The following is a 19,874-nucleotide window of genomic DNA, read 5'->3' as shown; positions in this document are numbered from 1 at the left end:
CCGACCACGTCCGCGTCGTCGACGTCGCCGCCGCGACCGGCGAGCCGCACCGCCTGGTGCGGCACCTCGACGACGTCGGCGCCCTCGTCCACCGCTGGCTCGACCTGCACCCGTGGCCCGGCGGCGACCCCGCCGACCCCGCCGCCGTCACGGGGGGCGACGAGGACGCCACGCGCCTCGGCCTCGCGCGCTCGGTGCGCGCGGTGCTGGCCGAGGGGCTCGGGCTGCTGGGGGCCACGGCCCCGGAGAGGGTGTGACATGAGGGCGCACGAGGCAGGAGCGCTGCACGCGGAGGGCTACGGGGCACCGCCCTGGCTGGCGCGTCCCGACGACGTGAACGCCCTGGTGGGGCCGCTGTGGGCGTCCGGGGTCGAGCGCCGTCCGGACGGCGCCCTCGCCGTCGCCGGCCTCGACGTGCGGGAGATCGCGGCCGAGCACGGCACGCCCGCCTATGTCGTCGACGAGACCGACTTCCGTTCGCGCGCACGGGCGTTCGCCACCGCGTTCGGGACGGCGTTCGCCGACCTGTGCGGCGGGGCCGACGTCTACTACGCCGGCAAGGCGTTCCTGTGCACGGAGGTGGCGCGGTGGGTGGCGCAGGAGGGGCTGCGGCTCGACACCTGCACCGGCACCGAGCTGGCCGTCGCGCTGCGCGCCGGCCTCGACCCGGCGCTGATCGGCCTGCACGGCAACAACAAGTCCGACGCCGAGCTCGAGCGGGCCGTCGACGCCCGCATCGGTCGTATCGTCGTCGACTCGCTGTCGGAGGTCGACCGCCTCGCCGACCTCGCGCAGGCGCGCGGCGTCGTGGCACCCGTCCTGCTGCGGGTCACGGTCGGGGTCGAGGCGCACACGCACTCCTACATCGCCACGGCCCACGAGGACCAGAAGTTCGGCCTCTCGCTCGCCGGGGGAGTGGCCGAGGAGGCCGCAGCCCGCGTGCTCGCCCGGCCCTCGCTGCGGCTGCTGGGACTGCACTCGCACATCGGCTCGCAGATCTTCGACACCAGCGGGTTCGAGGTCGCGACCCGCCGGCTGCTGCGGCTGCACGCCGGGCTGCAGCGCACGCACGACGTCGAGCTGCCGGAGCTCGACCTCGGCGGCGGTTTCGGCGTCGCGTACACGACCCAGCACTCGCCGCTGACGCCGCAGGAGCTCGCCGACGGCATCGCCGAGATCGTGAGCAAGGAGTGCGCCGACCTCGGTGTCGCGGTGCCGCGGGTCTCGGTCGAGCCGGGCCGGGCGATCGCCGCGCCGAGCACCTTCACGCTGTACCGCGTCGGCACGGTCAAGGACGTCGGGCTCGACGGCGGCGGCGTCCGCCGGTACGTCGCGGTCGACGGCGGCATGAGCGACAACATCCGCACCGCGCTCTACGACGCCGACTACTCCTGCACCCTCGCCGGGCGCTCGTCGGACGAGCCGCCGGTGCTCGCCCGCGTGGTCGGCAAGCACTGCGAGAGCGGGGACGTCGTCGTCAAGGACGAGTTCCTGCCCGGTGACGTCGGGCCGGGCGACCTCCTGGCCGTGCCCGGCACCGGGGCGTACTGCCGCAGCATGGCGAGCAACTACAACCACGTCGCCCGGCCGCCGGTGCTGGCCGTGCGCGATGGCGTCGCCCGGGTGCTGGTGCGTCGCGAGACCGAGGAGGACCTGCTGGCGCTCGACGTGGGGTGACCGTGCACAGGGCGGCACGGGAGCCACCGCGCGAGTGAGAGGGTGTCCGCATGAGCACACCCGCTGCCGGTTGGTACGACGACCCCGCCGAGGGCGCCGCCCCCGGCGCCCAGCGGTACTGGGACGGCAACGGCTGGACCGCCCAGACCCGTTCCGCTGGGGCCGACCTCACCAAGACCGCCGCGCCCGTCGGGTACGCGCCGTCGACCGCGCCCCAGCCCTACGCCGGCGGTGGGCCCGTCGGGTACGCGCCCGGGGTCCCCGCGGAACCGCCGGTCGCGCTGACCCACACGCCCGACGGCATGGCGCTGGCCTCCCCGGGCAAGCGGCTCGGGGCGTACGTGATCGACGGCCTGATCATCTTCGTCGCGAGCATGCTGCTCGTCGCGCTGTTCTTCGCGCTGGTGCTCGGCGGCGGCGCGGCGTCCGGGATGTTCGACAGCACCTCCACCAGCGGCGACGAGCCGCCGGCCGGGTTCGTCCTCGCCCTGCTCGGTGCGTACGCGCTGCTGTTCGGCGCCTCGTTCCTGCTCTCGGTCTGGTACTACGTGATCCGCGTCCGCCAGGTCGGCGCGACGCCGGGCAAGCAGATGCTGGGCCTGCGGGTCCGCACCTTCCACACCGACGGCCAGCTCACCTGGGGCCAGGTCTGGGGACGGTACGGGCTGCCCGCGATCGTGAACGGCTTCCTCGGCGTCACGTTCTTCGTCGACGTGCTCTGGCTGCTGTGGGACAAGCACCGCCAGACGCTGCACGACAAGGCGGTGGGCACCGTGGTGGTCGACACGTCCATCCCGCGCGCGCCCGCCGAGCACCCGGGCGTCCAGCTCGCCCGCGCGTTCCCCGCGCAGCGCGGCTGGGTGGCCGACGGCCCCAACCCGCAGACGCCGGCGGGCTACCCGCGCTGAGGCCCGCTGCCGGGTCAGTCCTGGCGGTCGTGCCGGTCCGGCGCCCACGCGCCGTGGTAGACGTGGCCGCGCACGTGGTCGTCGCGGCGCTGGCAGCTGAGCCCGCCGAGCCGGGGGCAGGGGTCGGTCGCGGCGGCCGGAGCGGTGCGCTGGGCCGGGACGACCTGCGTCGTGCTGGGCATCGGTGCCCACCTCCTCGTCCGCCGGGTGGCGGTGCTGCAGGACGGACCTGGGTGGTCCACCTGGTTCATCGGTACGACGTCCCGTCCGCCTGAGCGGTTGCACGGGGCGCAGATACCGCTGTCGGCGACGGCAGGTAGGTTGGACGGTCGCCAGGGTGGACGGTCGCCTGGGTCACGGGGAGGCAGCAGGGGTGGTCGGCGAGCAGGACGGCGCGCTCGAGCGCGAGGTGCGGGCCGAGCAGGGTGTGGTCGACGCGCTGTACGGGCGGCTCGACGCCCTCCGCGCGCGCGCCGCGGCCGACCTCGCCGCGGTGCGACGCTCGCGGTCCGAGGGCACCCACCAGGCGCGGTCCGAGCGCGACGCGTACGCGACGCTCTACGAGAACCGGCTGGCCCAGCTGTGGGCGGTCGAGGACCGGCTCGCCTTCGGCCGCCTCGACCTGGTCGGCGAGGGGCCGCGGTACGTCGGGCGGCTCGGCCTCACCGACGACGACCAGACCCGCCTGCTGGTCGACTGGCGCGCCGAGGCGGCGCTGCCGTTCTACCAGGCCACGGCCGGCGACCCGAAGGGCGTCGTGCGCCGTCGCCACCTGGTCACCCGCGGCCGCACCGTCTCGGCGCTCGAGGACGAGGTGCTCGACCTCGAGGGGCTGCAGGGCGACCTCGAGCTCGCCGGCGAGGGTGCGCTGATGGCGGCGGTGAACGCCCAGCGCACCGGTCGGATGGGCGACATCGTCGCCACCATCCAGGCCGAGCAGGACCGCATCATCCGCTCCGACCTGTCCGGGGTGCTCGTCGTGCAGGGCGGACCCGGCACCGGCAAGACGGCCGTGGCCCTGCACCGGGCGGCCTACCTGCTCTACAGCCATCGCGACCGGCTGGCAGGTGGCGGCGTGCTCGTGGTGGGGCCGAGCCCGGTGTTCCTGCGCTACATCGAGCAGGTGCTGCCCTCGCTCGGCGAGACCGGCGTGGTGATGGTCACCGCCGGCGAGCTCCTGCCCGGTGTGCGCGCCACGCGGCACGACGACCCCGACGTCGCCCGGCTCAAGGGCGACCTGCGGATGGCCGAGGCGGTCGGGCGCGCGGTGCGGGCCCGTCAGCGCATCCCCGCGGGCGACGAGGTGCTCGACGTCGAGGGCATCCGCGTCACGCTGACCCGGCGGATGGTCGCCTCGGCTCGCGACAAGGCGCGCCGCACCGGACGGCCGCACAACCTCGCCCGGCAGACCTTCGTCAAGGACGTGCTGGCGCAGCTGGCCGACCGGCTGGCGCGCGAGATCGCCCGCCGCTCGGGCCAGGTGATCGACCCGGAGGACCGCGTCGACCTGCTGGCCGACCTGCGGGCGTCGGTCGACGTCCGCCGGGCGGTGAACCTGGCCTGGATGCCGCTGACGCCGCAGACCGTGGTCGCCCGGCTGCTGTCCGACCGCGACCGGCTCGAGCACGCGGCGCCGTGGCTGCGGCGGCACGAGGTCGACGCGCTGCTGCGCGAGCGCGACGCGGCCTGGACAGTCGAGGACGTGCCGCTGCTCGACGAGGCCGCCGAGCTGCTGGGCGAGGACGACTCCGCCGCCCGGGCCGAGAGCAGGCGGGCCGCGGCCGCGCGGCGCGAGGAGGTCGAGTACGCCCGCGGGGTCCTGCAGCTCACGGGCGCGGGCGACTACGTGAGCGCCGAGGACCTCGCGGCCCGGTTCGGTGACGACGCCGCCTCGCTCACCACGGCCGAGCGCGCGGCCGGCGACCGCACGTGGGCGTTCCAGCACGTCGTCGTCGACGAGGCGCAGGAGCTGTCGCCGATGGCGTGGCGGGTGCTGGCCCGGCGCAACCCGATGCGGTCGATGACCGTCGTCGGCGATCTCGCCCAGACCCGTTCCGCCGCAGGAGCCGACACCTGGGCGCAGGTGCTCGACCCGGTGGCCTCCGGCCGGTGGCGGGTCGAGGAGCTCACGGTCTCCTACCGCACCCCGCAGCAGATCATGGACGTCGCGGCAGCCGTGCTCGCCGCGGCCGGCTCGTCCGCGGTCGCCCCGCGGGCGGTGCGCGAGGGACGCTGGGCCCCGGGCGCGACGCAGGTCGAGGCCGCGGCGGTGCCCTCGGCCGCGGCCAAGGCCGTCCGGGCGCAGCTGGCCGACCTCGCCGGCGGACGCGTCGCCGTCATCGGCACCGGCGCCGCGGTCCCCGCGGTGCTCGAGGCGGTCGTCGCCGACCTCGGTCCCGAGCGGGTCGGCACGGGTGCGCTCGCGCTCGACCGCGAGGTCGCGGTGCTCGCGGTCGACGAGGCCAAGGGCCTGGAGTTCGACGGGGTCGTGCTGGTCGAGCCCGCCGACCTCGTGGCCGACGGCCCGCGCGGGGTGAACGACCTCTACGTCGCGCTGACCCGTCCGACCCAGCAGCTGCACGTCGTGCACAGCGGGACACTGCCCGCCGGCATGGGGTCGCTCGGCGGCGCCTGAGGCTCAGCGCCCGCCGTCGGGGACGCTGGGCAGCACGGTCTGCGCGCCCGGCTGCACCGGCGGTGTGCCGAACCGCGGGTCGGGCGCCTGCGCCGGGAACGTGCCGGGGAGCTGCTGGTGCGTGGAGCCGGGGTGGGGGTACCCGGGGTGGGGGTACCCGGGCTGGTGGTAGCCGGGCTGGGGCTGCGCCGCCCACCGCTGCTGCTGCCGCAGCTGCACGTGCTGCGAGCGCGCCACCAGGTAGCACGGGAACCCGATGATCCAGATCAGCAGCACCGCCAGCACCCAGCTGACGACTCCCATGTCGAGCATGCCGCCGCCGAGCTGGCCACGCCGGATACCGAGTCGGGCGGCGTCAGCGCCCACCCACACGACACTTGCGAGCCACACCACGGGCCAGAAGTACTCCATCCCGGACAGGTCGGCACCGGCCGGGACGGTCTTGACCGCCGTGACGCGATCGTGACGATTCAGGCGCGCACGACGGGTTCGCCGACGAGATCGACTCCGGCGGAGCGCAGCTCGTCGAGCGCTGCCGCCGTGGTGGGGGCCGCGACCCCGGCGGTGAGGTCGAGCAGCACCCGGGTGCGCAGGCCCTCGGCGGCGGCGTCGAGCGCGGTCGCCCGCACGCAGTGGTCGGTCGCGATGCCCACGACGTCGACCTCGTCGACGCCGTGCTCGCGCAGCCACGGCCCGAGGCGGGTGCCGCCGACGTCCTCGCCCTCGAACCCGGAGTAGGCCGCGGCGTAGGCGCCCTTGCGGAACCACTCGCGCACCAGCGTCGCGTCGAGGGCGGGGTGCGGCTCGGCGCCGCGGGTGCCGACCTCGCAGTGCCGCGGCCAGGAGTCGACGAAGTCGGGCGACTCGCTGAAGTGGCCGCCGGGGTCGACGTGGTGGTCGAGGGTGCCGACGACGACGGCGTAGTCGTCCGCGCGGGTGCGGGCGTGCTCGGTGATCGCGGCGGCCACGTCGGCACCGCCCGCGACAGCGAGCGAGCCGCCCTCGCAGAAGTCGTTCTGCACGTCGACGACGACGAGCGCTCGGGTGGTCACGAGGGGTCCTCCTGCAGGTAGCGGGTGGGGATGGCGGGTTCACCGCGCTGCAGCTGCAGCGCCTTGCGGGGGAGCTCGTCGCGGCTGGTGCGGTGCCGTTCGGCCGCGGCGGCCACGCCTGCCGGGCCGAGGTGGTCGGCGACCACCTCGCCGTCGCGGACGAGCGGGACGAGCAGCGCCCGGTCATCGCCGTCGTCGGCCGGCGGGCGGCCGATGCCGACGACCTCCTCGGTGGCGGTGCCGTCGGGGTCCCGCCGGCGCAGGGCCCACTTGCGGCCGCCGACGCTCACCTTGTCCTTGGACGCCTTGGCCACCGACACCATGGCGCCGTCGTCGTCCTCGCGCGCGACGAGCTTGTAGACCAGGCCGGCCGTGGGCGCGCCGCTGCCCGTCACGAGCGAGGTGCCGACGCCGTAGGAGTCGACGGGTGCCGCGGCCAGGGCGGCGATGGCGTGCTCGTCGAGGTCGGACGTGACCGTGATCCGGGTCGACGTGGCGCCGGCGGCGTCGAGCTGCGCCCGCACCTCGTGCGCCTGCGCGACGAGGTCTCCGGAGTCGAGTCGCACCCCGCCGAGGTCGGTGCCGGCCACCTCGAGGGCGGTCGCCACGCCGGTGCGGACGTCGTAGGTGTCGACGAGCAGCGTCGTGCCCGGGCCCAGCGAGGCCACCTGCGCCTCGAACGCCGCCCGCTCGTCGTCGTGCAGCAGCGTGAACGAGTGCGCGGCGGTGCCGATCGTCGCCAGCCCCCAGCGGCGCCCGGCCTCGAGGTTCGAGGTGCCGGCGAACCCGGCCACGACGGCGGCACGGGCGGCGGCGACGGCGGCGTCCTCCTGCGTGCGCCGCGACCCCATCTCCAGGCACGGTCGCTCGCCCGCGGCGGCCGTCATCCGGGAGGCCGCCGCGGCGACGGCGCAGTCGTGGTTGAGCACCGACAGGGCCAGCGTCTCGAGCACGACCGCCTCGGCGAAGGTGCCCTCGACCACGAGCACGGGGGAGCCGGGGAAGAAGCACTCGCCCTCGGCGTAGCCCCAGGCCGATCCGGTGAACTCGTAGTCGGCGAGCCAGGCGAGCGTCGCGCCGTCGACGACGTCGGCGCGCTCCAGCCAGGCGAGGTCGGCGTCGTCGAAGCGGAAGTCCTGCAGCAGCTCGAGCAGGCGGCCCGTGCCGGCGACGACGCCGTAGCGGCGGCCCTCGGGGAGGCGGCGCGCGAAGACCTCGAACACGCTGCGCCGGTCGGCTGCGCCGCTGCGCAGCGCGGCCTGGAGCATGGTCAGCTCGTACCGGTCGGTGAGGAGCGACGTCGTCATGACCGCACAGTAGTCACATTGACGTGAAAGCGGCAACCGGAGGGCTCCCGGCGGGCCGGTACGGTGGCCCCGTGCTGCTCGCGAGCGTGGCCCCGGCCGAGGCCGAGGAGGCCCAGGCCGACGCCGACGTCGAGACCGAGAAGCCCTGGGTCACGATCGTGTGGAACGACCCGGTGAACCTGATGTCGTACGTCACCTACGTGCTGCAGGACTACTTCGGCTACCCGCGCGGCACCGCCGAGAAGCTGATGATGGACGTGCACACCGAGGGCCGCGCGGTCGTGTCGACCGGCACCCTCGAGGAGATGGAGCGCGACACCGAGGCGATGCACGGGTACGGGCTGTGGGCGACCTGCTCGCACGACACGTGACCACCCCCCGGAAGGTGCGGCTCTGATGGCGAAGCGCTTCAAGCGGCGCAGGGACGGCCGGGTGGTCGCGCACCTCGACGACCACGAGATCGCCCTGCTGGCGCGGCTGTTCGGCGACGTCGGCCTGCTGCTCGAGCCCGAGGACGACGCGTCGAGCACGCCCGAGTGGGCGGCCGGCCTCGGCCTGCACGGCGTCGGCGACGACCGGGCCGTCGAGGCGCCCGACGACACCGCGCTGGCGCGCCTCCTGCCCGACGCCCACCGCGACGACCCCACCGCGTCCGCCGAGTTCCGCCGCCTCACCGAGCGGGCGCTGCGCGAGCGCAAGCGCACGGCGCTGCACGCGTCGGTGTCCCTGCTCGTCGGGTGGGTGGAGGACGGCGAGGGCCCGCAGACGATGGACGACGTGCAGGCCCGCGCCCTCGTGACCTCGCTGACCGACGTCCGGCTGGTGCTGGCCGACCGCCTCGGGGTGCGCACCGAGGCCGACGCCGAGGCGCTGCACGAGCGCGACCCGGACGACGAGGACCCGGACGACCCGTCCGCCTGGCTGGCGATGGTCTACGAGTTCACCACCTGGGTGCAGGAGTCGCTGTCCGGCGTGCTGCTCGACGCCCTGCCGCGCGAGGGCGACGGTCGTCGCGCCGCCCCGGACGCCGACGGCCCGGTGTGACCGAGGCCGCTCCGCGGCCGTGCCCGTGGCGTGGGTGGTGCGTCCTAGGCTCGTGCGCGTGACGGACGCGCCCATCGGCATCTTCGACTCGGGCTTCGGTGGCCTGACGGTCGCGCGCGCCGTGATCGACCAGCTGCCGCACGAGCAGGTGCTCTACCTCGGCGACACCGCGCGCACGCCGTACGGGCCGCGCCCTATCGCGCAGGTGCGCGAGTTCGCGCTGGAGAGCCTCGACGCGCTCGTCGAGCGGGGCGTGAAGATGCTCGTCATCGCCTGCAACTCGGCCAGCGCCGCGGTGCTGCACGACGCGCGGGAGCGGTACGCCGTGCCGGTCGTCGAAGTGATCCGCCCGGCGGTCCGGCGCGCGGCGGCGGTCACCCGCAACGGCGTGGTCGGCGTGATCTCGACCCAGGCCACCGCCACCTCCCGCGCGTACCCGGACGCCTTCGCGGCGGCCCCGCAGGTGCGCGTGGTGAGCCAGGCGTGCCCGCGGTTCGTCGAGCTGGTCGAGGCCGGCGTGACGTCCGGCCCCGAGCTGCTGGAGGTCGCGCACGAGTACCTCGACCCGGTGGCCGACGCCGGCGTCGACACCCTCGTGCTGGGCTGCACGCACTACCCGCTGCTGTCGGGCGCCATCGCCTACGTCATGGGGCCCGCGGTCACCCTGGTGAGCAGCGCCGAGGAGACCGCGCAGGAGGTCTACCGCGCGCTCGCCGGCGCGCAGGCCATCCGTCCGGACGACACCCCGCCGCCGCGCCACCACTTCATCACCACGGGCGAGCCCGAGGCGTTCACCGCGCTGGCCCGGCGCTTCCTCGGTCCCGAGGTGGTGGCCGCCGAGCCGTGGCGGGCGGCGGTGGGCACGCCGTGAGGCTGCGCGTGGTGGGCTGCTCGGGCTCGCTGCCCGGGCCGTCGTCGCCGGCCTCGTGCTACCTGGTCGAGGCCGACGACCCGCAGGGGCGCACCTGGCGGGTCGTGCTCGACCTCGGCAGCGGGGCCCTCGGTCCGCTGCAGGGGTACACCGACCCGCGCACGGTCGACGCCGTGGCCCTGTCGCACCTGCACGCCGACCACTGCCTCGACCTGTGCGGGCTGTACGTCTCGCTGCGCTACCACCCGTCCGGCCCTCCTGCGGTGCGGCTGCCGGTGCACGGGCCCACCGGCACGGCCGCACGGCTGGCCCGGGCCTACGACCTCGCGCCCGACCCCGGCATGAGCGCCGAGCTCGACGTGCGCGAGTGGACCGCCGGCGTCCCGGTGCGCGTCGGCCCGCTGACGCTGACGCCGCACCCCGTCGAGCACCCCGTCGAGGCGTACGCGCTGCGCGTCGAGGGACCCGCCGAGGACGACCCGTCCCGCCGCGTCGTGCTGGCCTACTCCGGCGACACCGACGCCTGCCCCGGCCTGCAGACCGCGGCGGACGGCGCCGACCTGCTGCTCGCCGAGTCGGCCTTCGAGGAGGCCCGCGACGCCACCCGCGGCATCCACCTGACCGGGCTGCGGGCGGGGGAGTCGGCCCGTGACGCCGGCGCCGCGCGGCTCGTGCTCACCCACCTGCCGCCCTGGAACGACCCCGACGTCGCGGTCGCCGACGCCCGCCGCGCGTACGACGGCCCGATCGACCTCGCCGCGCCCGGGATGCTCCTCACGCTCTGACCGGACCCTCCGCATCCCGCCCGGACGCTCGTCGGGGCGTCCGGGCGCCGTGCGCGCCCGAGACCGAGGCAGGCACCTCCGGCGTCCCGGGCGCGGCGGTCCCGCAGCGCCGCGCTCGGTAGCGTGGCGGCCATGACGAACCGCCCCGACGGCCGCACCCCCGACCAGCTCCGCGACGTCCGCCTCACCCGTGGCTGGCTCGACCACGCCGAGGGCAGCGTCCTGGTGGAGTTCGGCGCCACCCGCGTGCTGTGCGCCGCGTCGCTCACCGAGGGCGTGCCGCGCTGGCTCAAGGGGAAGGGGCGTGGCTGGGTCACGGCCGAGTACGCGATGCTGCCGCGCTCGACCAACACCCGGTCCGACCGCGAGTCGGTGAAGGGCCGCGTGGGCGGGCGCACGCACGAGATCTCCCGCCTCGTGGGCCGCTCGCTGCGCGCGGTCATCGACACCACCAAGCTCGGCGAGAACACGCTCGTCCTCGACTGCGACGTGCTGCAGGCCGACGGCGGCACCCGCACCGCCGCGATCACCGGTGCCTACGTCGCGATGGCGGACGCGATCTCGTGGGCGCGCGGCAAGGGCCTGGTCAAAGGCGACCCGCTGACCGACAGCGTCGCCGCCGTGAGCGTCGGGATCGCCTCCGGCACACCGGTGCTCGACCTGTGCTACCTCGAGGACGTCAAGGCCGAGACCGACATGAACATCGTCGCCACCGGCAGCGGGGCCTTCGTCGAGGTGCAGGGCACGGCCGAGGGAGCGCCCTTCGACCGTGCCGAGCTCGACGCCCTGCTCGACCTCGGCCTGGCCGGGTGCGCCGAGCTGACCCGGCTGCAGCGCGAGGCGCTCGCGGGCGAGCCGGGCCGACGCGGATGAGCGGGTACCCGGCCGGCGCGCGCCTGGTGCTCGCGACCCGCAACGAGCACAAGGTCGTCGAGCTGCGCGAGATCCTCGCCGACGCGCTCGCCGGCGAGGACGTCGACCTGGGGACGGCCGTGGTCGGCCTCCCGGACGAGGCCCCCGACGTGGTCGAGTCCGGCGTGACGTTCGCCGCGAACGCGCTGCTCAAGGCGAGGTCGGCGGCCGCCCACAGCGGCCTGCCCGCCGTCGCCGACGACTCCGGTCTCGCCGTCGACGTGCTCGGGGGCTCGCCCGGGGTGTTCTCCGCCCGCTGGTCCGGCACGGCCGGCACCCGCGCCGAGATCGACCGCGCGAACGTCGACCTGCTCCTCGCGCAGGTGTCCGACGTGCCGGACGAGCACCGCGGCGCCGGCTTCGTGTGCGCCATCGCCCTCGTCCGCCCCGACGGCAGCGAGGTCGTCGAGCACGGCGAGGTGCGGGGGTCGCTGACCCGCGCACCGCGGGGGTCGGGCGGGTTCGGCTACGACCCCGTGCTGCGCGTCGCGGACGGCGACCGCACGCTCGCCGAGTACGGACCGGCCGAGAAGAACGCCATCAGCCACCGGGGCCGGGCGGTGCGGACGGCGCTCCCGCACCTGCTCGCCGTCCTGCGTCCGTGACCGGCCGGGCACCCATCCGCCAGGCCCCCCGCCACGAACCACCGGCATGAGCTCCGACGGCACGCCCCGCCACCTGACCCGCCGGCACAGCCTGCTCGCCGCGCTGGCCGGGCTCGTGGCGGGCGGCGTCACGCTCGGTGTCGCCGAGGTGGTGGCGGCCGTCGTGTCGCCGACGTCGGCGCCCGTGCTGGCCGTCGGGTCGGCCTTCATCGACCTCACGCCGCGTCCGCTCAAGGACTTCGCGATCGAGAACTTCGGCACGAACGACAAGCTCGTGCTGCTGATCGGCATGGTCGTCGTGATCGCCGCGCTCGCCGCGGTGGCGGGGGTGCTGGCCCTGCGGCGCCCCTGGGTCGGGCGCGTGCTGGTGGTGCTGCTCGGCCTGGTGGCCGTCGCGGCCGCCGTGACGCGGGCCGACGCCGGAGTCCTCGCCCCGCTGCCCAGCCTGGTCGGCACCGTGGCCGGGGTGGTGGCGCTCGACCAGCTGCTGGCGCGGCTGCGCTCCTCGGCCGCCCCGGAGGGTGAGGGCACCGGACGCCGGGGCTTCCTCGTCGCCACCGGCGTCGCCGCCGGGCTGGCCGTGGTCGCCGGGCTCGGCGCCCGCCTGCTCGGCGCCAGCGCCCGGAACGTGGAGGCGGCCCGGCAGGACCTCGACCTGCCCGACCCGGTTGCGGACGCCCCGGCGCCGCCCGCCGGCGTCCAGGTCGACCTCGAGGGCATGACCCCGTTCGTGACGCCGAACCAGGACTTCTACCGGATCGACACCGCGCTCTCCGTGCCGCGCATCGACCCCGACACCTGGGTGCTGCGCATCCACGGCGAGGTCGAGCAGGAGGTCGAGATCACCTACGCCGAGCTGCTCGAGCGCGAGCTCGTCGAGACCTGGCTCACCCTGACCTGCGTCTCCAACGAGGTGGGCGGCGAGCTCGTGGGCAACGCCAAGTGGCTCGGCCTGCCGATCCGCGAGCTGCTCGCCGAGGCGAAGCCGCAGGACGGCGCCGACATGGTGCTGTCGACCAGCCAGGACGGGTTCACCGCCGGCACCCCGCTGGAGGTGCTCATGGAGGAGGACCGCGACAGCCTGCTCGCGGTGGGGATGAACGACGAGCCCCTCCCGCTGGAGCACGGCTTCCCCGTCCGGATGGTCGTCCCCGGCCTGTACGGGTACGTCTCGGCCACCAAGTGGGTCGTCGACCTCGAGGTCACCCGCTTCTCCGAGAAGACCGCCTACTGGACCGACCGCGAGTGGGACCCGATGGGTCCGATCAAGACCGCGTCGCGCATCGACGTGCCGCGCTCGTTCGCCAAGATCCCGGCCGGCCGCGCCGTCGCGGGCGGCACGGCGTGGGCCCAGACGCGTGGTGTGGCCAAGGTCGAGGTGCGCGTCGACGGAGGGGAGTGGCAGGAGGCCACCCTCGCCGACGAGGCGAACCTCGACACCTGGCGGCAGTGGTCGTTCGAGTGGGACGCCACGCCCGGCGGCCACACCCTCACCGTGCGCGCTGCCGACACGGCAGGCGAGGCGCAGAGTGAGGAGCGAGTCCGCCCGTTCCCCAACGGCTCCGAGGGCTGGCACTCGGTCAACGTGACCGTCACCTGACCTGGTTGATGAGAACAGTTCGCACGCAACGGCTCCCGCCTCCTGGCGGGAGCCGTTCTGCATGCCCGCACGGGTACGTACCACGACCGGAAGCGCTGCGCATCTTGTGTCACGACGAGGTCACGATCGAAACAGATTGCGGCAGAACCCCATCCAAGGAGGTGGTCGAGAGCGAAGACCTCGTGACAGCAACACTCGACGGAAGGAACCACCGTGAAGAACCGCATCGCACTCGTCGCCACCCTTGGTGCACTCTCCCTGGGTCTGGCCGCCTGTGGCGGCGGCGGTGAGGACACCGCCGGCACCACCCCCTCCGAGGACATGACCTCGAGCGACTCGATGACGTCGTCGGACAGCTCGATGACCGAGACCGAGGACGCCATGGCCGAGGGCCCGGTCGGCCCCGGTTGCGCCGACTACGCGGCCGCCGTGCCGGACGGTGGCGGCTCGATCGACGGCATGGCGCAGGACCCGGTCGCCACCGCGGCGAGCAACAACCCGCTGCTGAAGACGCTCGTGGCCACCGTCTCGGGTGCCTACAACCCGGGGGTCAACCTGGTCGACACCCTGAACGGTGACGAGTTCACCGTGTTCGCGCCGGTCGACGAGGCCTTCGCCAAGGTCGACCCGGCCACCCTGGAGACCCTGAAGACCGACGCCCCGCTGCTGACGTCGATCCTGACCTACCACGTGGTCCCGGGCCAGCTGTCGCCCGAGGAGGTCATCGGCACCCAGACCACCGTCCAGGGCGGCACCGTCGAGGTCGCCGGCGAGCCCGACATGCTGACCGTGAACGGCGCCAACGTGATCTGCGGTGGCGTCCAGACCGCCAACGCGACCGTCTACCTCATCGACGGCGTGCTGACCCCGACCAGCTGATCTGCTCCGGCCTGACGCGGCACGCTCCCCGCGCAGGCCGGGCCCAGGGGCGGACGAGGGGGATCCCCACGGGTCCACCGCCCCGACGCCACGAGGCGCCGACCGGTTCACCGGTCGGCGCCTCGTGGTGCGTCTCAGGTCAGGTGGTGCGGGAGGCGGGACTCGAACCCGCACGTCCGAGGACACTGGATCCTAAGTCCAGGGCGTCTACCAGTTCCGCCACTCCCGCTCGTGCGCCTCGCGAGAGTCCGAAACGAGCTGACGACCCTGGATCCTCAGTCCAGGGCGTCTACCAGTTCCGCCACTCCCGCAGGTGCGCCTCCGAGGGTAGGCGACCACCGCGGCGCGACGAAGCGCGTTCAGTCCAGGCCGAGGTCGCGGCGCAGCTTGGCGACGTGGCCCGTCGCCTTGACGTTGTACGCCGCGTGCTCGACGGTGCCGTCCGGGCCGACCACGACGGTCGAGCGGATGGTGCCCTGGACGACCTTGCCGTAGTTCTTCTTCTCGCCGTACGCGCCCCAGGCGGTCATGACGGCCTTGTCGGTGTCACCCGCCAGCGGGAAGGTGAGTGCCTCCTTCTCGACGAAGCGGTCGAGCTTGTCCGTGCTGTCGGGGGAGACGCCCACGACCGTGTAGCCGGCGGCCTGCAGCGACGCCAGGTTGTCGCGGAAGTCGCACGCCTGCGTCGTGCAGCCCGGGGTCATCGCCGCCGGGTAGAAGTACACGATCACGTGCTCGCCGCGGTGCTCGGACAGGGTGAAGCTGCCGCCGCCGGACGTCGGCAGGGTGAAGTCGGGGGCGGCGTCGCCGACGGACAGCCGGGCGGGGGTGCTGGTCGAGTCGCTCATGCCGCAGAGGCTAGTCCCGGTCCTTGTTGCGACAGGGTTGCACCTGTGGTGCAGGATGAGGCCGTGCACGTACCCGACGGCTTCCTCGACCTGCCCACCTCGATCGGCACGGGCGTGGTGGCCGCCGGTGCGGTCGGCCTGGCCCTTCGTCGCAGCCGCGACGAGGTCGCCGAGGCCGGTGCGCCGCTCGCCGGCCTCACCGCCGTGTTCGTCTTCGCCGTGCAGATGGTGAACTTCCCCGTCGGCGCCGGCACGTCCGGGCACCTGATGGGCGGCATGCTGGCCGCCGCGCTGGTCGGGCCGTGGACGGCGGTGCTGTGCCTGAGCGTCGTGCTCGTCGTCCAGGCGCTGTTCTTCGCCGACGGCGGGCTGACCGCAGCCGGCACCAACATCACCCTGATCGGCGTGGTGACGGTGCTCGTCGGGTTCCTCGTCGCCCGCGCCCTGCTCGCGGTGCTGCCGCGCCGGCCGGGCAGCGTGCTGCCCGCCGTGTTCGTGGGCGCGCTGGTCTCCGTGCCCGCCGCCGCGCTGGTGTTCGTCGGCCTGTACGCCGTCGGCGGCGCGGTGCCGATCCCGCTCGGCACCCTGGCCGCCACGATGCTCGGCTGGCACACCCTGATCGGCGTCGGCGAGGCGCTCATCACCACCGCCGTCGTCGGCGCGGTGCTCGCGACCCGGCCGGACCTCGTCCACCTCGCGCGGCACCTGCGCCCCGACCTGGTGCTGGTCGACGCCGACGGCGTCGCCGTCCCCGCCCCCACCGACGCACCGGTGCCGGTGCGCCGGCCTGCGGGCAAGGTCGTCGCCGGTCTGGCCGCTGCCTCCCTGGTCGTGGCCGGCGGACTCAGCCTGCTGGCGTCCGCCCACCCGGACGGGCTGGAGTTCGTCGGCGAGAGCCTGGGGTTCCTCGGGTCGGCCCACGACTCCGGCACCGCCGGCTCCCCGCTGGCCGACTACGGGGTCGCGGGCGTCGACGCCGCGTGGGGCACCACGGTCGCGGGCGTCGTCGGCGTCCTGGTGACGGCCGTCGTCGCGATCGGCCTGCTCACGCTGCTGGCGCGACGTCGTCCGGACGTGCCCTCCGACCGCGAGGTCGTCGGGTCGCGGGCCTGATGCAGCTGCGGTCGACCCGGTGAGCGGCGGCCACGCCGGGGGCCACGCCGTCGACGGGTTGCACGTGCCCGGCGACTCGGTCCTGCACCGGCTGCCCGCCCAGACCAAGGTCGTCGCCGCCGTGCTGCTCGTCTGCGTCGTCGTCGCCACACCCGCTCGCGCCTGGCCCGCGCTGGTCGCCTACCCGCTGCTGGTCCTCGCCCTGGCCCGCAGCGCCGGGCTGCCCGGCCGCACCGTCCTGCGCCGGATGGTGGTCGAGGTCCCGTTCGTGGTCTTCGCCCTGCTGCTGCCGCTGGTCGCCACCGGCCCCCGCGTCGACGTGCTGGGCGTCCCGCTGGCCGTCGCGGGGCTGGTGGGCGGCGGCGTGCTGCTGCTCAAGGCCACGACGGGGGTGCTCGTCGGCATCGTGCTGGCCTCGACCACCCGGGCCCGCGACCTGCTCAGCGGCCTGGAGCGGCTGCGCCTGCCCGCCACCCTGCTCGCGATCGCCTCCTTCATGGTGCGCTACGCCGGCGTGGTCACCGACGACCTGCACCGGATGCGGGTGGCTCGCCTCGCCCGCGGCTACACCGGCGGCCGGCTCGGCCACCTGCGGATCGAGGCGGCGGGCGTCGGCACCCTGTTCGTCCGCAGCTACGAGCGCGGCGAGCGCGTGCACCGCGCGATGCTGTCGCGCGGCTACACCGGCCGGCTGCCCGCGCTCGCGGGCGGCGGGGCATCCGGTGCCGACTGGGCGCTGGCGCTCGGCGTGCCGCTGGCCGCCGGGGCGGTCGGGGCGGTGGCGGTGGTGCTGTCGTGAGCGCCGGCGCGGGTATCGAGGTCGAGCGGCTCACCTTCGCCTACCCGGACGGCCGGCAGGTCCTGTTCGGCGTCGACCTGCGCGTCGCGGCGGGTGAGCGGGTCGCGCTGCTCGGTCCGAACGGTGCCGGGAAGACGACGCTCGTGCTCCACCTCAACGGCCTGCTCGGCGACGGGGTCGGCGGGTACGGCACGGGCACCGTGCACGTGGGCGGCGTGCCCGTGCGCCCCCGCGGCGGCCGGCGCGACGACGCCCTCGCGCAGGTGCGCCGCCGGGTCGGGATGGTGTTCCAGGACCCCGACGACCAGCTGTTCATGCCGACCGTCCGCGACGACGTCGGGTTCGGCCCGGCGAACCTCGGTCTCGCCCCGGAGGAGGTCGCGGCGCGGGTCGCGGCGGCGCTGGCGACGGTCGGCCTGCCGGACGTGGCCGACCGGCCGCCGCACCACCTGTCGTTCGGGCAGCGCCGCCGCGTCGCCGTCGCGACGGTGCTCGCCACGCACCCCGACGTGCTGGTGCTCGACGAGCCCACCAGCAACCTCGACCCGGCGAGCCGCCGCGAGCTCGCCGACGTGCTGCTCGCGCTGGCGACGACGCAGGTCGTGGTCACCCACGACCTCCCGTACGCGCTGCAGACCTGTCCTCGCGCCGTGCTGCTCGACGCCGGTCGCGTGGTCGCCGACGGGCCGACCCGGGAGCTGCTCGCCGACACCGACCTGATGGCGGCGCACCGGCTCGAGCTGCCGTACGGGTTCGACCCGCTGTCGGTGCCCGGGCCCGAGGTCGCTCCGGTCGTGCCGCCGTCGCGCCCGCGATAGCGTCATCGACCATGAGCGCGAGCCAGCAGTCCGGCGACGACACCCCGCACGTCGTGCCCTCGAGCGAGGCCGACGTCATCGCCGAGCAGATCGAGCGCAAGCAGGCCAAGCTCGCCGCCGACGTCGACGAGCTCGCCACCCGCGTGCACCCGAAGACGCTGGTGCGCACGACCAGTGAGACCGCCCGCGAGAAGGCCCGCGCGGCCGTGGTCGCCGACGACGGCAGCCCGCGGGTGGAGCGGCTCGCCGCCGCCGGCTCGGCCGTGCTCGTCGTGGTCGGTCTGGTGCTGCTGCGGGGCCGCAGGCGGCGCCGTCCCTGACGGCGGTACCGTCGCCGGGTGACGTCCCGCACCGAGCGCCTGCCCATCCGGATGCTGCACGACCGCATCCTGGTGTCGACCGCGGACGAGGCGGGCGAGCGGCGCTCCAGCGCCGGCATCGTCATCCCCGCGACCGCGGCCGTCGGCAAGCGGCTCGCGTGGGGGGCGGTCGTCGCGGCCGGCCAGCACGTGCGCCAGGTGCAGCTCGGCGACCGCGTCCTGTTCGACCCCGAGGACCGCGGCGAGGTCGAGCTCGGCGGCCAGGCCTACGTCCTGCTGCGCGAGCGCGACCTGCATGCCGTCGCCGCCGCCCGGGTCGAGGACGAGCAGACCGGCCTGTACCTCTGAGCGCACCGGCCAGGGCCAACGCTCGCTACACGCCCCTGCAGGTCGACGGACCGCTGCCGCTCGACATGGTGCGGGCCGTGCCCGGGCTGCGTCGCGACCCGCTGGCCGTCCTCACCTCGATGGTGGCGCGGTGGGGCCCGACGCTGGCGTTCCCGACGCCGCGCACACCGGTGCTGCTCACGACGACCCCGCAGGGGGCGCGCGACGTGCTCGTCGCCGACGCCGCCGCCTGGTCCAAGCACACCCCGCAGTACGGCGCGCTCAGCGCGGTGACCGGGTCGGGTCTGCTCACCAGCAGCGGGGACGCCTGGCGCACCCGCCGCCGGCTCGTGCAGCCTGCGTTCGCGCACGGACGGCTGCCGGTCGTCGCCGACGAGTCCGTCGCCGCGGGTGCACGGCTGGCGTCCCTGGCTCCCGCGACGGGGGACCGGGTCGTCGACGTCGACGCCGCGCTGCTGCAGGCGACCCTCGAGGTGGTCGGGCGCACCCTGTTCGGGGCCGACGTCACCGACGACGGCGAGCGCCTCGTCCACGCGGTGCTCGGCGCGCTCGAGGAGGTCGTCGCCCGGGTGCGCACGCCGCTGCCGACCTGGCTGCCGACGCCCGGCCGGACGCGGCTGCGGCGTGCGGTCGCGGCGCTCGACGCCTCGTCGGCGTCGCTGGTCGCCGAGCGGCGGGCGCGTCCCGGGGAGTCGGCGGACGACCTGCTGGGCCTGCTGCTCGCGGCCGCGGACGCCGGTGCGATCGACCCCGAGGGCGTGCGCGACGAGCTCGTCACCACGGTGATCGCGGGTCACGAGACGGTCGCCGCGTCGCTCACCTGGACGCTCGGGCTGCTGGCCCGCCACCCGGCGGCGCTGGCCGAGGTGCACGCCGAGCTCGACGCGGTGCTGGGGGAGCGCGACCCCGGGTGGGACGACCTGCGGTCGCTGGTGCGCACCCGCGCCGTGGTCGACGAGGCGCTGCGGCTCTACCCGCCCGCGTGGGCGCTCAGCCGCCGGGCGGCCCGGGACGCGGTCGTCGACGGCGTCGCGGTCCCGTCCGGGGCGATCGTGATCGTGAGCCCGTGGCTCGTGCACCGTCGGCCGGAGGCGTTCGCCGACCCGGACCGGTTCGACCCCGGCCGCTTCGACGGCCCGGCGCGCGACCCGGCCTACCTGCCGTTCGGGACGGGGGCGCGGATGTGCATCGGGCGCGACCTGGCCCTGGTCGAGTCGGTGCTGCTGCTCGCCCGCTGGCTGCGCGACGTCGACGTGGCGCCGGTGCGACCCGGCGAGCCGATGCCCGAGCCGGACGCGCTGGTCACGGTGCGGCCGCGGGGCGGGATGCCGCTGCGGCTGCGCCGGCGGTAGC

23 protein-coding genes and 1 tRNA gene are annotated in these 19,874 nt (G+C 75.3%); 18 read left to right on the top strand and 6 right to left on the bottom strand.

Annotated elements, in window-relative coordinates:
* The 3 genes from ACYVKY_RS19465 to ACYVKY_RS19455 all read left to right on the top strand — a co-directional run.
* Positions 1-257 (top strand): DALR anticodon-binding domain-containing protein (locus ACYVKY_RS19465; protein ID WP_460436635.1); only part of this gene is annotated, 257 nt, incomplete at its 5' end.
* Position 258: 1 nt separating this feature from the next.
* Positions 259-1,677 carry a diaminopimelate decarboxylase family protein gene (lysA, locus tag ACYVKY_RS19460; protein ID WP_460436634.1) on the top strand — a complete coding sequence of 473 codons (1,419 nt, stop codon included), beginning with the start codon at positions 259-261 and terminating at the stop codon, positions 1,675-1,677.
* Between the two features lie 50 nt (positions 1,678-1,727).
* Positions 1,728-2,585, top strand: coding sequence for an RDD family protein (locus ACYVKY_RS19455; protein WP_460436633.1), 858 nt, complete (start codon positions 1,728-1,730; stop codon positions 2,583-2,585).
* A 14-nt stretch (positions 2,586-2,599) separates the two neighbouring features.
* Here the strand turns inward: ACYVKY_RS19455 and ACYVKY_RS19450 are convergent, their stop codons facing one another.
* Complete coding sequence (locus ACYVKY_RS19450) at positions 2,600-2,767, bottom strand: hypothetical protein (RefSeq protein ID WP_460436632.1); 168 nt, start codon at positions 2,765-2,767, stop codon at positions 2,600-2,602.
* A 155-nt stretch (positions 2,768-2,922) separates the two neighbouring features.
* Between ACYVKY_RS19450 and ACYVKY_RS19445 the strand changes: the two genes are divergently transcribed.
* Positions 2,923-5,220 carry a HelD family protein gene (locus ACYVKY_RS19445; RefSeq protein WP_460436631.1) on the top strand — a complete coding sequence of 766 codons (2,298 nt, stop codon included), beginning with the start codon at positions 2,923-2,925 and terminating at the stop codon, positions 5,218-5,220.
* Positions 5,221-5,223: 3 nt separating this feature from the next.
* Here the strand turns inward: ACYVKY_RS19445 and ACYVKY_RS19440 are convergent, their stop codons facing one another.
* Genes ACYVKY_RS19440 through ACYVKY_RS19430 form a run of 3 tightly spaced genes read right to left on the bottom strand, consistent with a single transcriptional unit; the run spans position 5,224 to position 7,579 of the window.
* A complete protein-coding gene (locus tag ACYVKY_RS19440) occupies positions 5,224-5,631 on the bottom strand; it encodes a hypothetical protein (RefSeq protein ID WP_460436630.1) in 408 nt (135 codons plus the stop codon).
* Positions 5,632-5,690: 59 nt separating this feature from the next.
* Positions 5,691-6,272, bottom strand: a complete 582-nt coding sequence (locus ACYVKY_RS19435) for a cysteine hydrolase family protein (protein ID WP_460436629.1) — start codon at positions 6,270-6,272, stop codon at positions 5,691-5,693.
* Positions 6,269-7,579 carry a nicotinate phosphoribosyltransferase gene (locus ACYVKY_RS19430; protein WP_460436628.1) on the bottom strand — a complete coding sequence of 437 codons (1,311 nt, stop codon included), beginning with the start codon at positions 7,577-7,579 and terminating at the stop codon, positions 6,269-6,271. The genes ACYVKY_RS19435 and ACYVKY_RS19430 overlap by 4 nt, the downstream gene beginning before the upstream one ends.
* Before the next feature lie 71 nt (positions 7,580-7,650).
* Here ACYVKY_RS19430 and clpS point away from each other — a divergent pair, with 71 nt between their 5' ends.
* The 8 genes from clpS to ACYVKY_RS19390 all read left to right on the top strand — a co-directional run bounded on the left by clpS (position 7,651) and on the right by ACYVKY_RS19390 (position 14,275).
* Positions 7,651-7,950, top strand: coding sequence for an ATP-dependent Clp protease adaptor ClpS (clpS, locus tag ACYVKY_RS19425; protein WP_460436627.1), 300 nt, complete (start codon positions 7,651-7,653; stop codon positions 7,948-7,950).
* Positions 7,951-7,975: 25 nt separating this feature from the next.
* Positions 7,976-8,623, top strand: coding sequence for a DUF2017 domain-containing protein (locus ACYVKY_RS19420; protein ID WP_460436626.1), 648 nt, complete (start codon positions 7,976-7,978; stop codon positions 8,621-8,623).
* Positions 8,624-8,681: 58 nt separating this feature from the next.
* Positions 8,682-9,494, top strand: coding sequence for a glutamate racemase (murI, locus tag ACYVKY_RS19415; protein ID WP_460436625.1), 813 nt, complete (start codon positions 8,682-8,684; stop codon positions 9,492-9,494).
* Positions 9,491-10,279: an MBL fold metallo-hydrolase gene (locus ACYVKY_RS19410; RefSeq protein ID WP_460436624.1), complete on the top strand. Its 789-nt coding sequence runs from the start codon at positions 9,491-9,493 to the stop codon at positions 10,277-10,279. Before murI ends, ACYVKY_RS19410 begins: the two co-directional genes overlap by 4 nt.
* A gap of 132 nt (positions 10,280-10,411) precedes the next feature.
* Positions 10,412-11,152, top strand: coding sequence for a ribonuclease PH (gene rph, locus ACYVKY_RS19405; RefSeq protein ID WP_460436623.1), 741 nt, complete (start codon positions 10,412-10,414; stop codon positions 11,150-11,152).
* Positions 11,149-11,796: a non-canonical purine NTP pyrophosphatase gene (locus ACYVKY_RS19400; protein ID WP_460436622.1), complete on the top strand. Its 648-nt coding sequence runs from the start codon at positions 11,149-11,151 to the stop codon at positions 11,794-11,796. The genes rph and ACYVKY_RS19400 overlap by 4 nt, the downstream gene beginning before the upstream one ends.
* A gap of 46 nt (positions 11,797-11,842) precedes the next feature.
* Positions 11,843-13,396 carry a molybdopterin-binding protein gene (locus ACYVKY_RS19395; RefSeq protein WP_460436621.1) on the top strand — a complete coding sequence of 518 codons (1,554 nt, stop codon included), beginning with the start codon at positions 11,843-11,845 and terminating at the stop codon, positions 13,394-13,396.
* Between the two features lie 213 nt (positions 13,397-13,609).
* A complete protein-coding gene (locus ACYVKY_RS19390; protein ID WP_460436620.1) occupies positions 13,610-14,275 on the top strand; it encodes a fasciclin domain-containing protein in 666 nt (221 codons plus the stop codon).
* Positions 14,276-14,419: 144 nt separating this feature from the next.
* Here ACYVKY_RS19390 and ACYVKY_RS19385 read toward each other — a convergent pair.
* A tRNA-Leu gene (locus ACYVKY_RS19385) sits at positions 14,420-14,504 on the bottom strand.
* 130 nt (positions 14,505-14,634) lie between these two features.
* Positions 14,635-15,123 (bottom strand): thioredoxin-dependent thiol peroxidase, encoded by a 489-nt coding sequence (gene bcp, locus ACYVKY_RS19380; RefSeq protein ID WP_460436619.1) that lies wholly within the window; start codon positions 15,121-15,123, stop codon positions 14,635-14,637.
* 63 nt (positions 15,124-15,186) lie between these two features.
* Between bcp and ACYVKY_RS19375 the strand changes: the two genes are divergently transcribed.
* From ACYVKY_RS19375 to ACYVKY_RS19350, 6 genes are read left to right on the top strand one after another with little or no spacing between them, the layout of a single operon-like run.
* Entirely contained in the window at positions 15,187-16,236 is a 1,050-nt protein-coding gene (locus ACYVKY_RS19375) for an energy-coupling factor ABC transporter permease (protein ID WP_460436618.1), read from the top strand.
* Positions 16,237-16,255: 19 nt separating this feature from the next.
* Positions 16,256-17,035, top strand: a complete 780-nt coding sequence (gene cbiQ, locus ACYVKY_RS19370; RefSeq protein WP_460436617.1) for an energy-coupling factor transporter transmembrane component T family protein — start codon at positions 16,256-16,258, stop codon at positions 17,033-17,035.
* Positions 17,032-17,853, top strand: coding sequence for an energy-coupling factor ABC transporter ATP-binding protein (locus ACYVKY_RS19365; RefSeq protein ID WP_460436616.1), 822 nt, complete (start codon positions 17,032-17,034; stop codon positions 17,851-17,853). The genes cbiQ and ACYVKY_RS19365 overlap by 4 nt, the downstream gene beginning before the upstream one ends.
* Before the next feature lie 11 nt (positions 17,854-17,864).
* Complete coding sequence (locus ACYVKY_RS19360) at positions 17,865-18,173, top strand: DUF3618 domain-containing protein (RefSeq protein WP_460436615.1); 309 nt, start codon at positions 17,865-17,867, stop codon at positions 18,171-18,173.
* Between the two features lie 51 nt (positions 18,174-18,224).
* Complete coding sequence (locus ACYVKY_RS19355; RefSeq protein ID WP_460436640.1) at positions 18,225-18,521, top strand: GroES family chaperonin; 297 nt, start codon at positions 18,225-18,227, stop codon at positions 18,519-18,521.
* Positions 18,518-19,873 carry a cytochrome P450 gene (locus ACYVKY_RS19350; protein WP_460436639.1) on the top strand — a complete coding sequence of 452 codons (1,356 nt, stop codon included), beginning with the start codon at positions 18,518-18,520 and terminating at the stop codon, positions 19,871-19,873. The genes ACYVKY_RS19355 and ACYVKY_RS19350 overlap by 4 nt, the downstream gene beginning before the upstream one ends.
* Position 19,874: the final 1 nt, after the last annotated feature.

The organism is Angustibacter speluncae, assembly GCF_054777815.1.
This window is presented reverse-complemented; position numbering and strand designations above follow the sequence as displayed.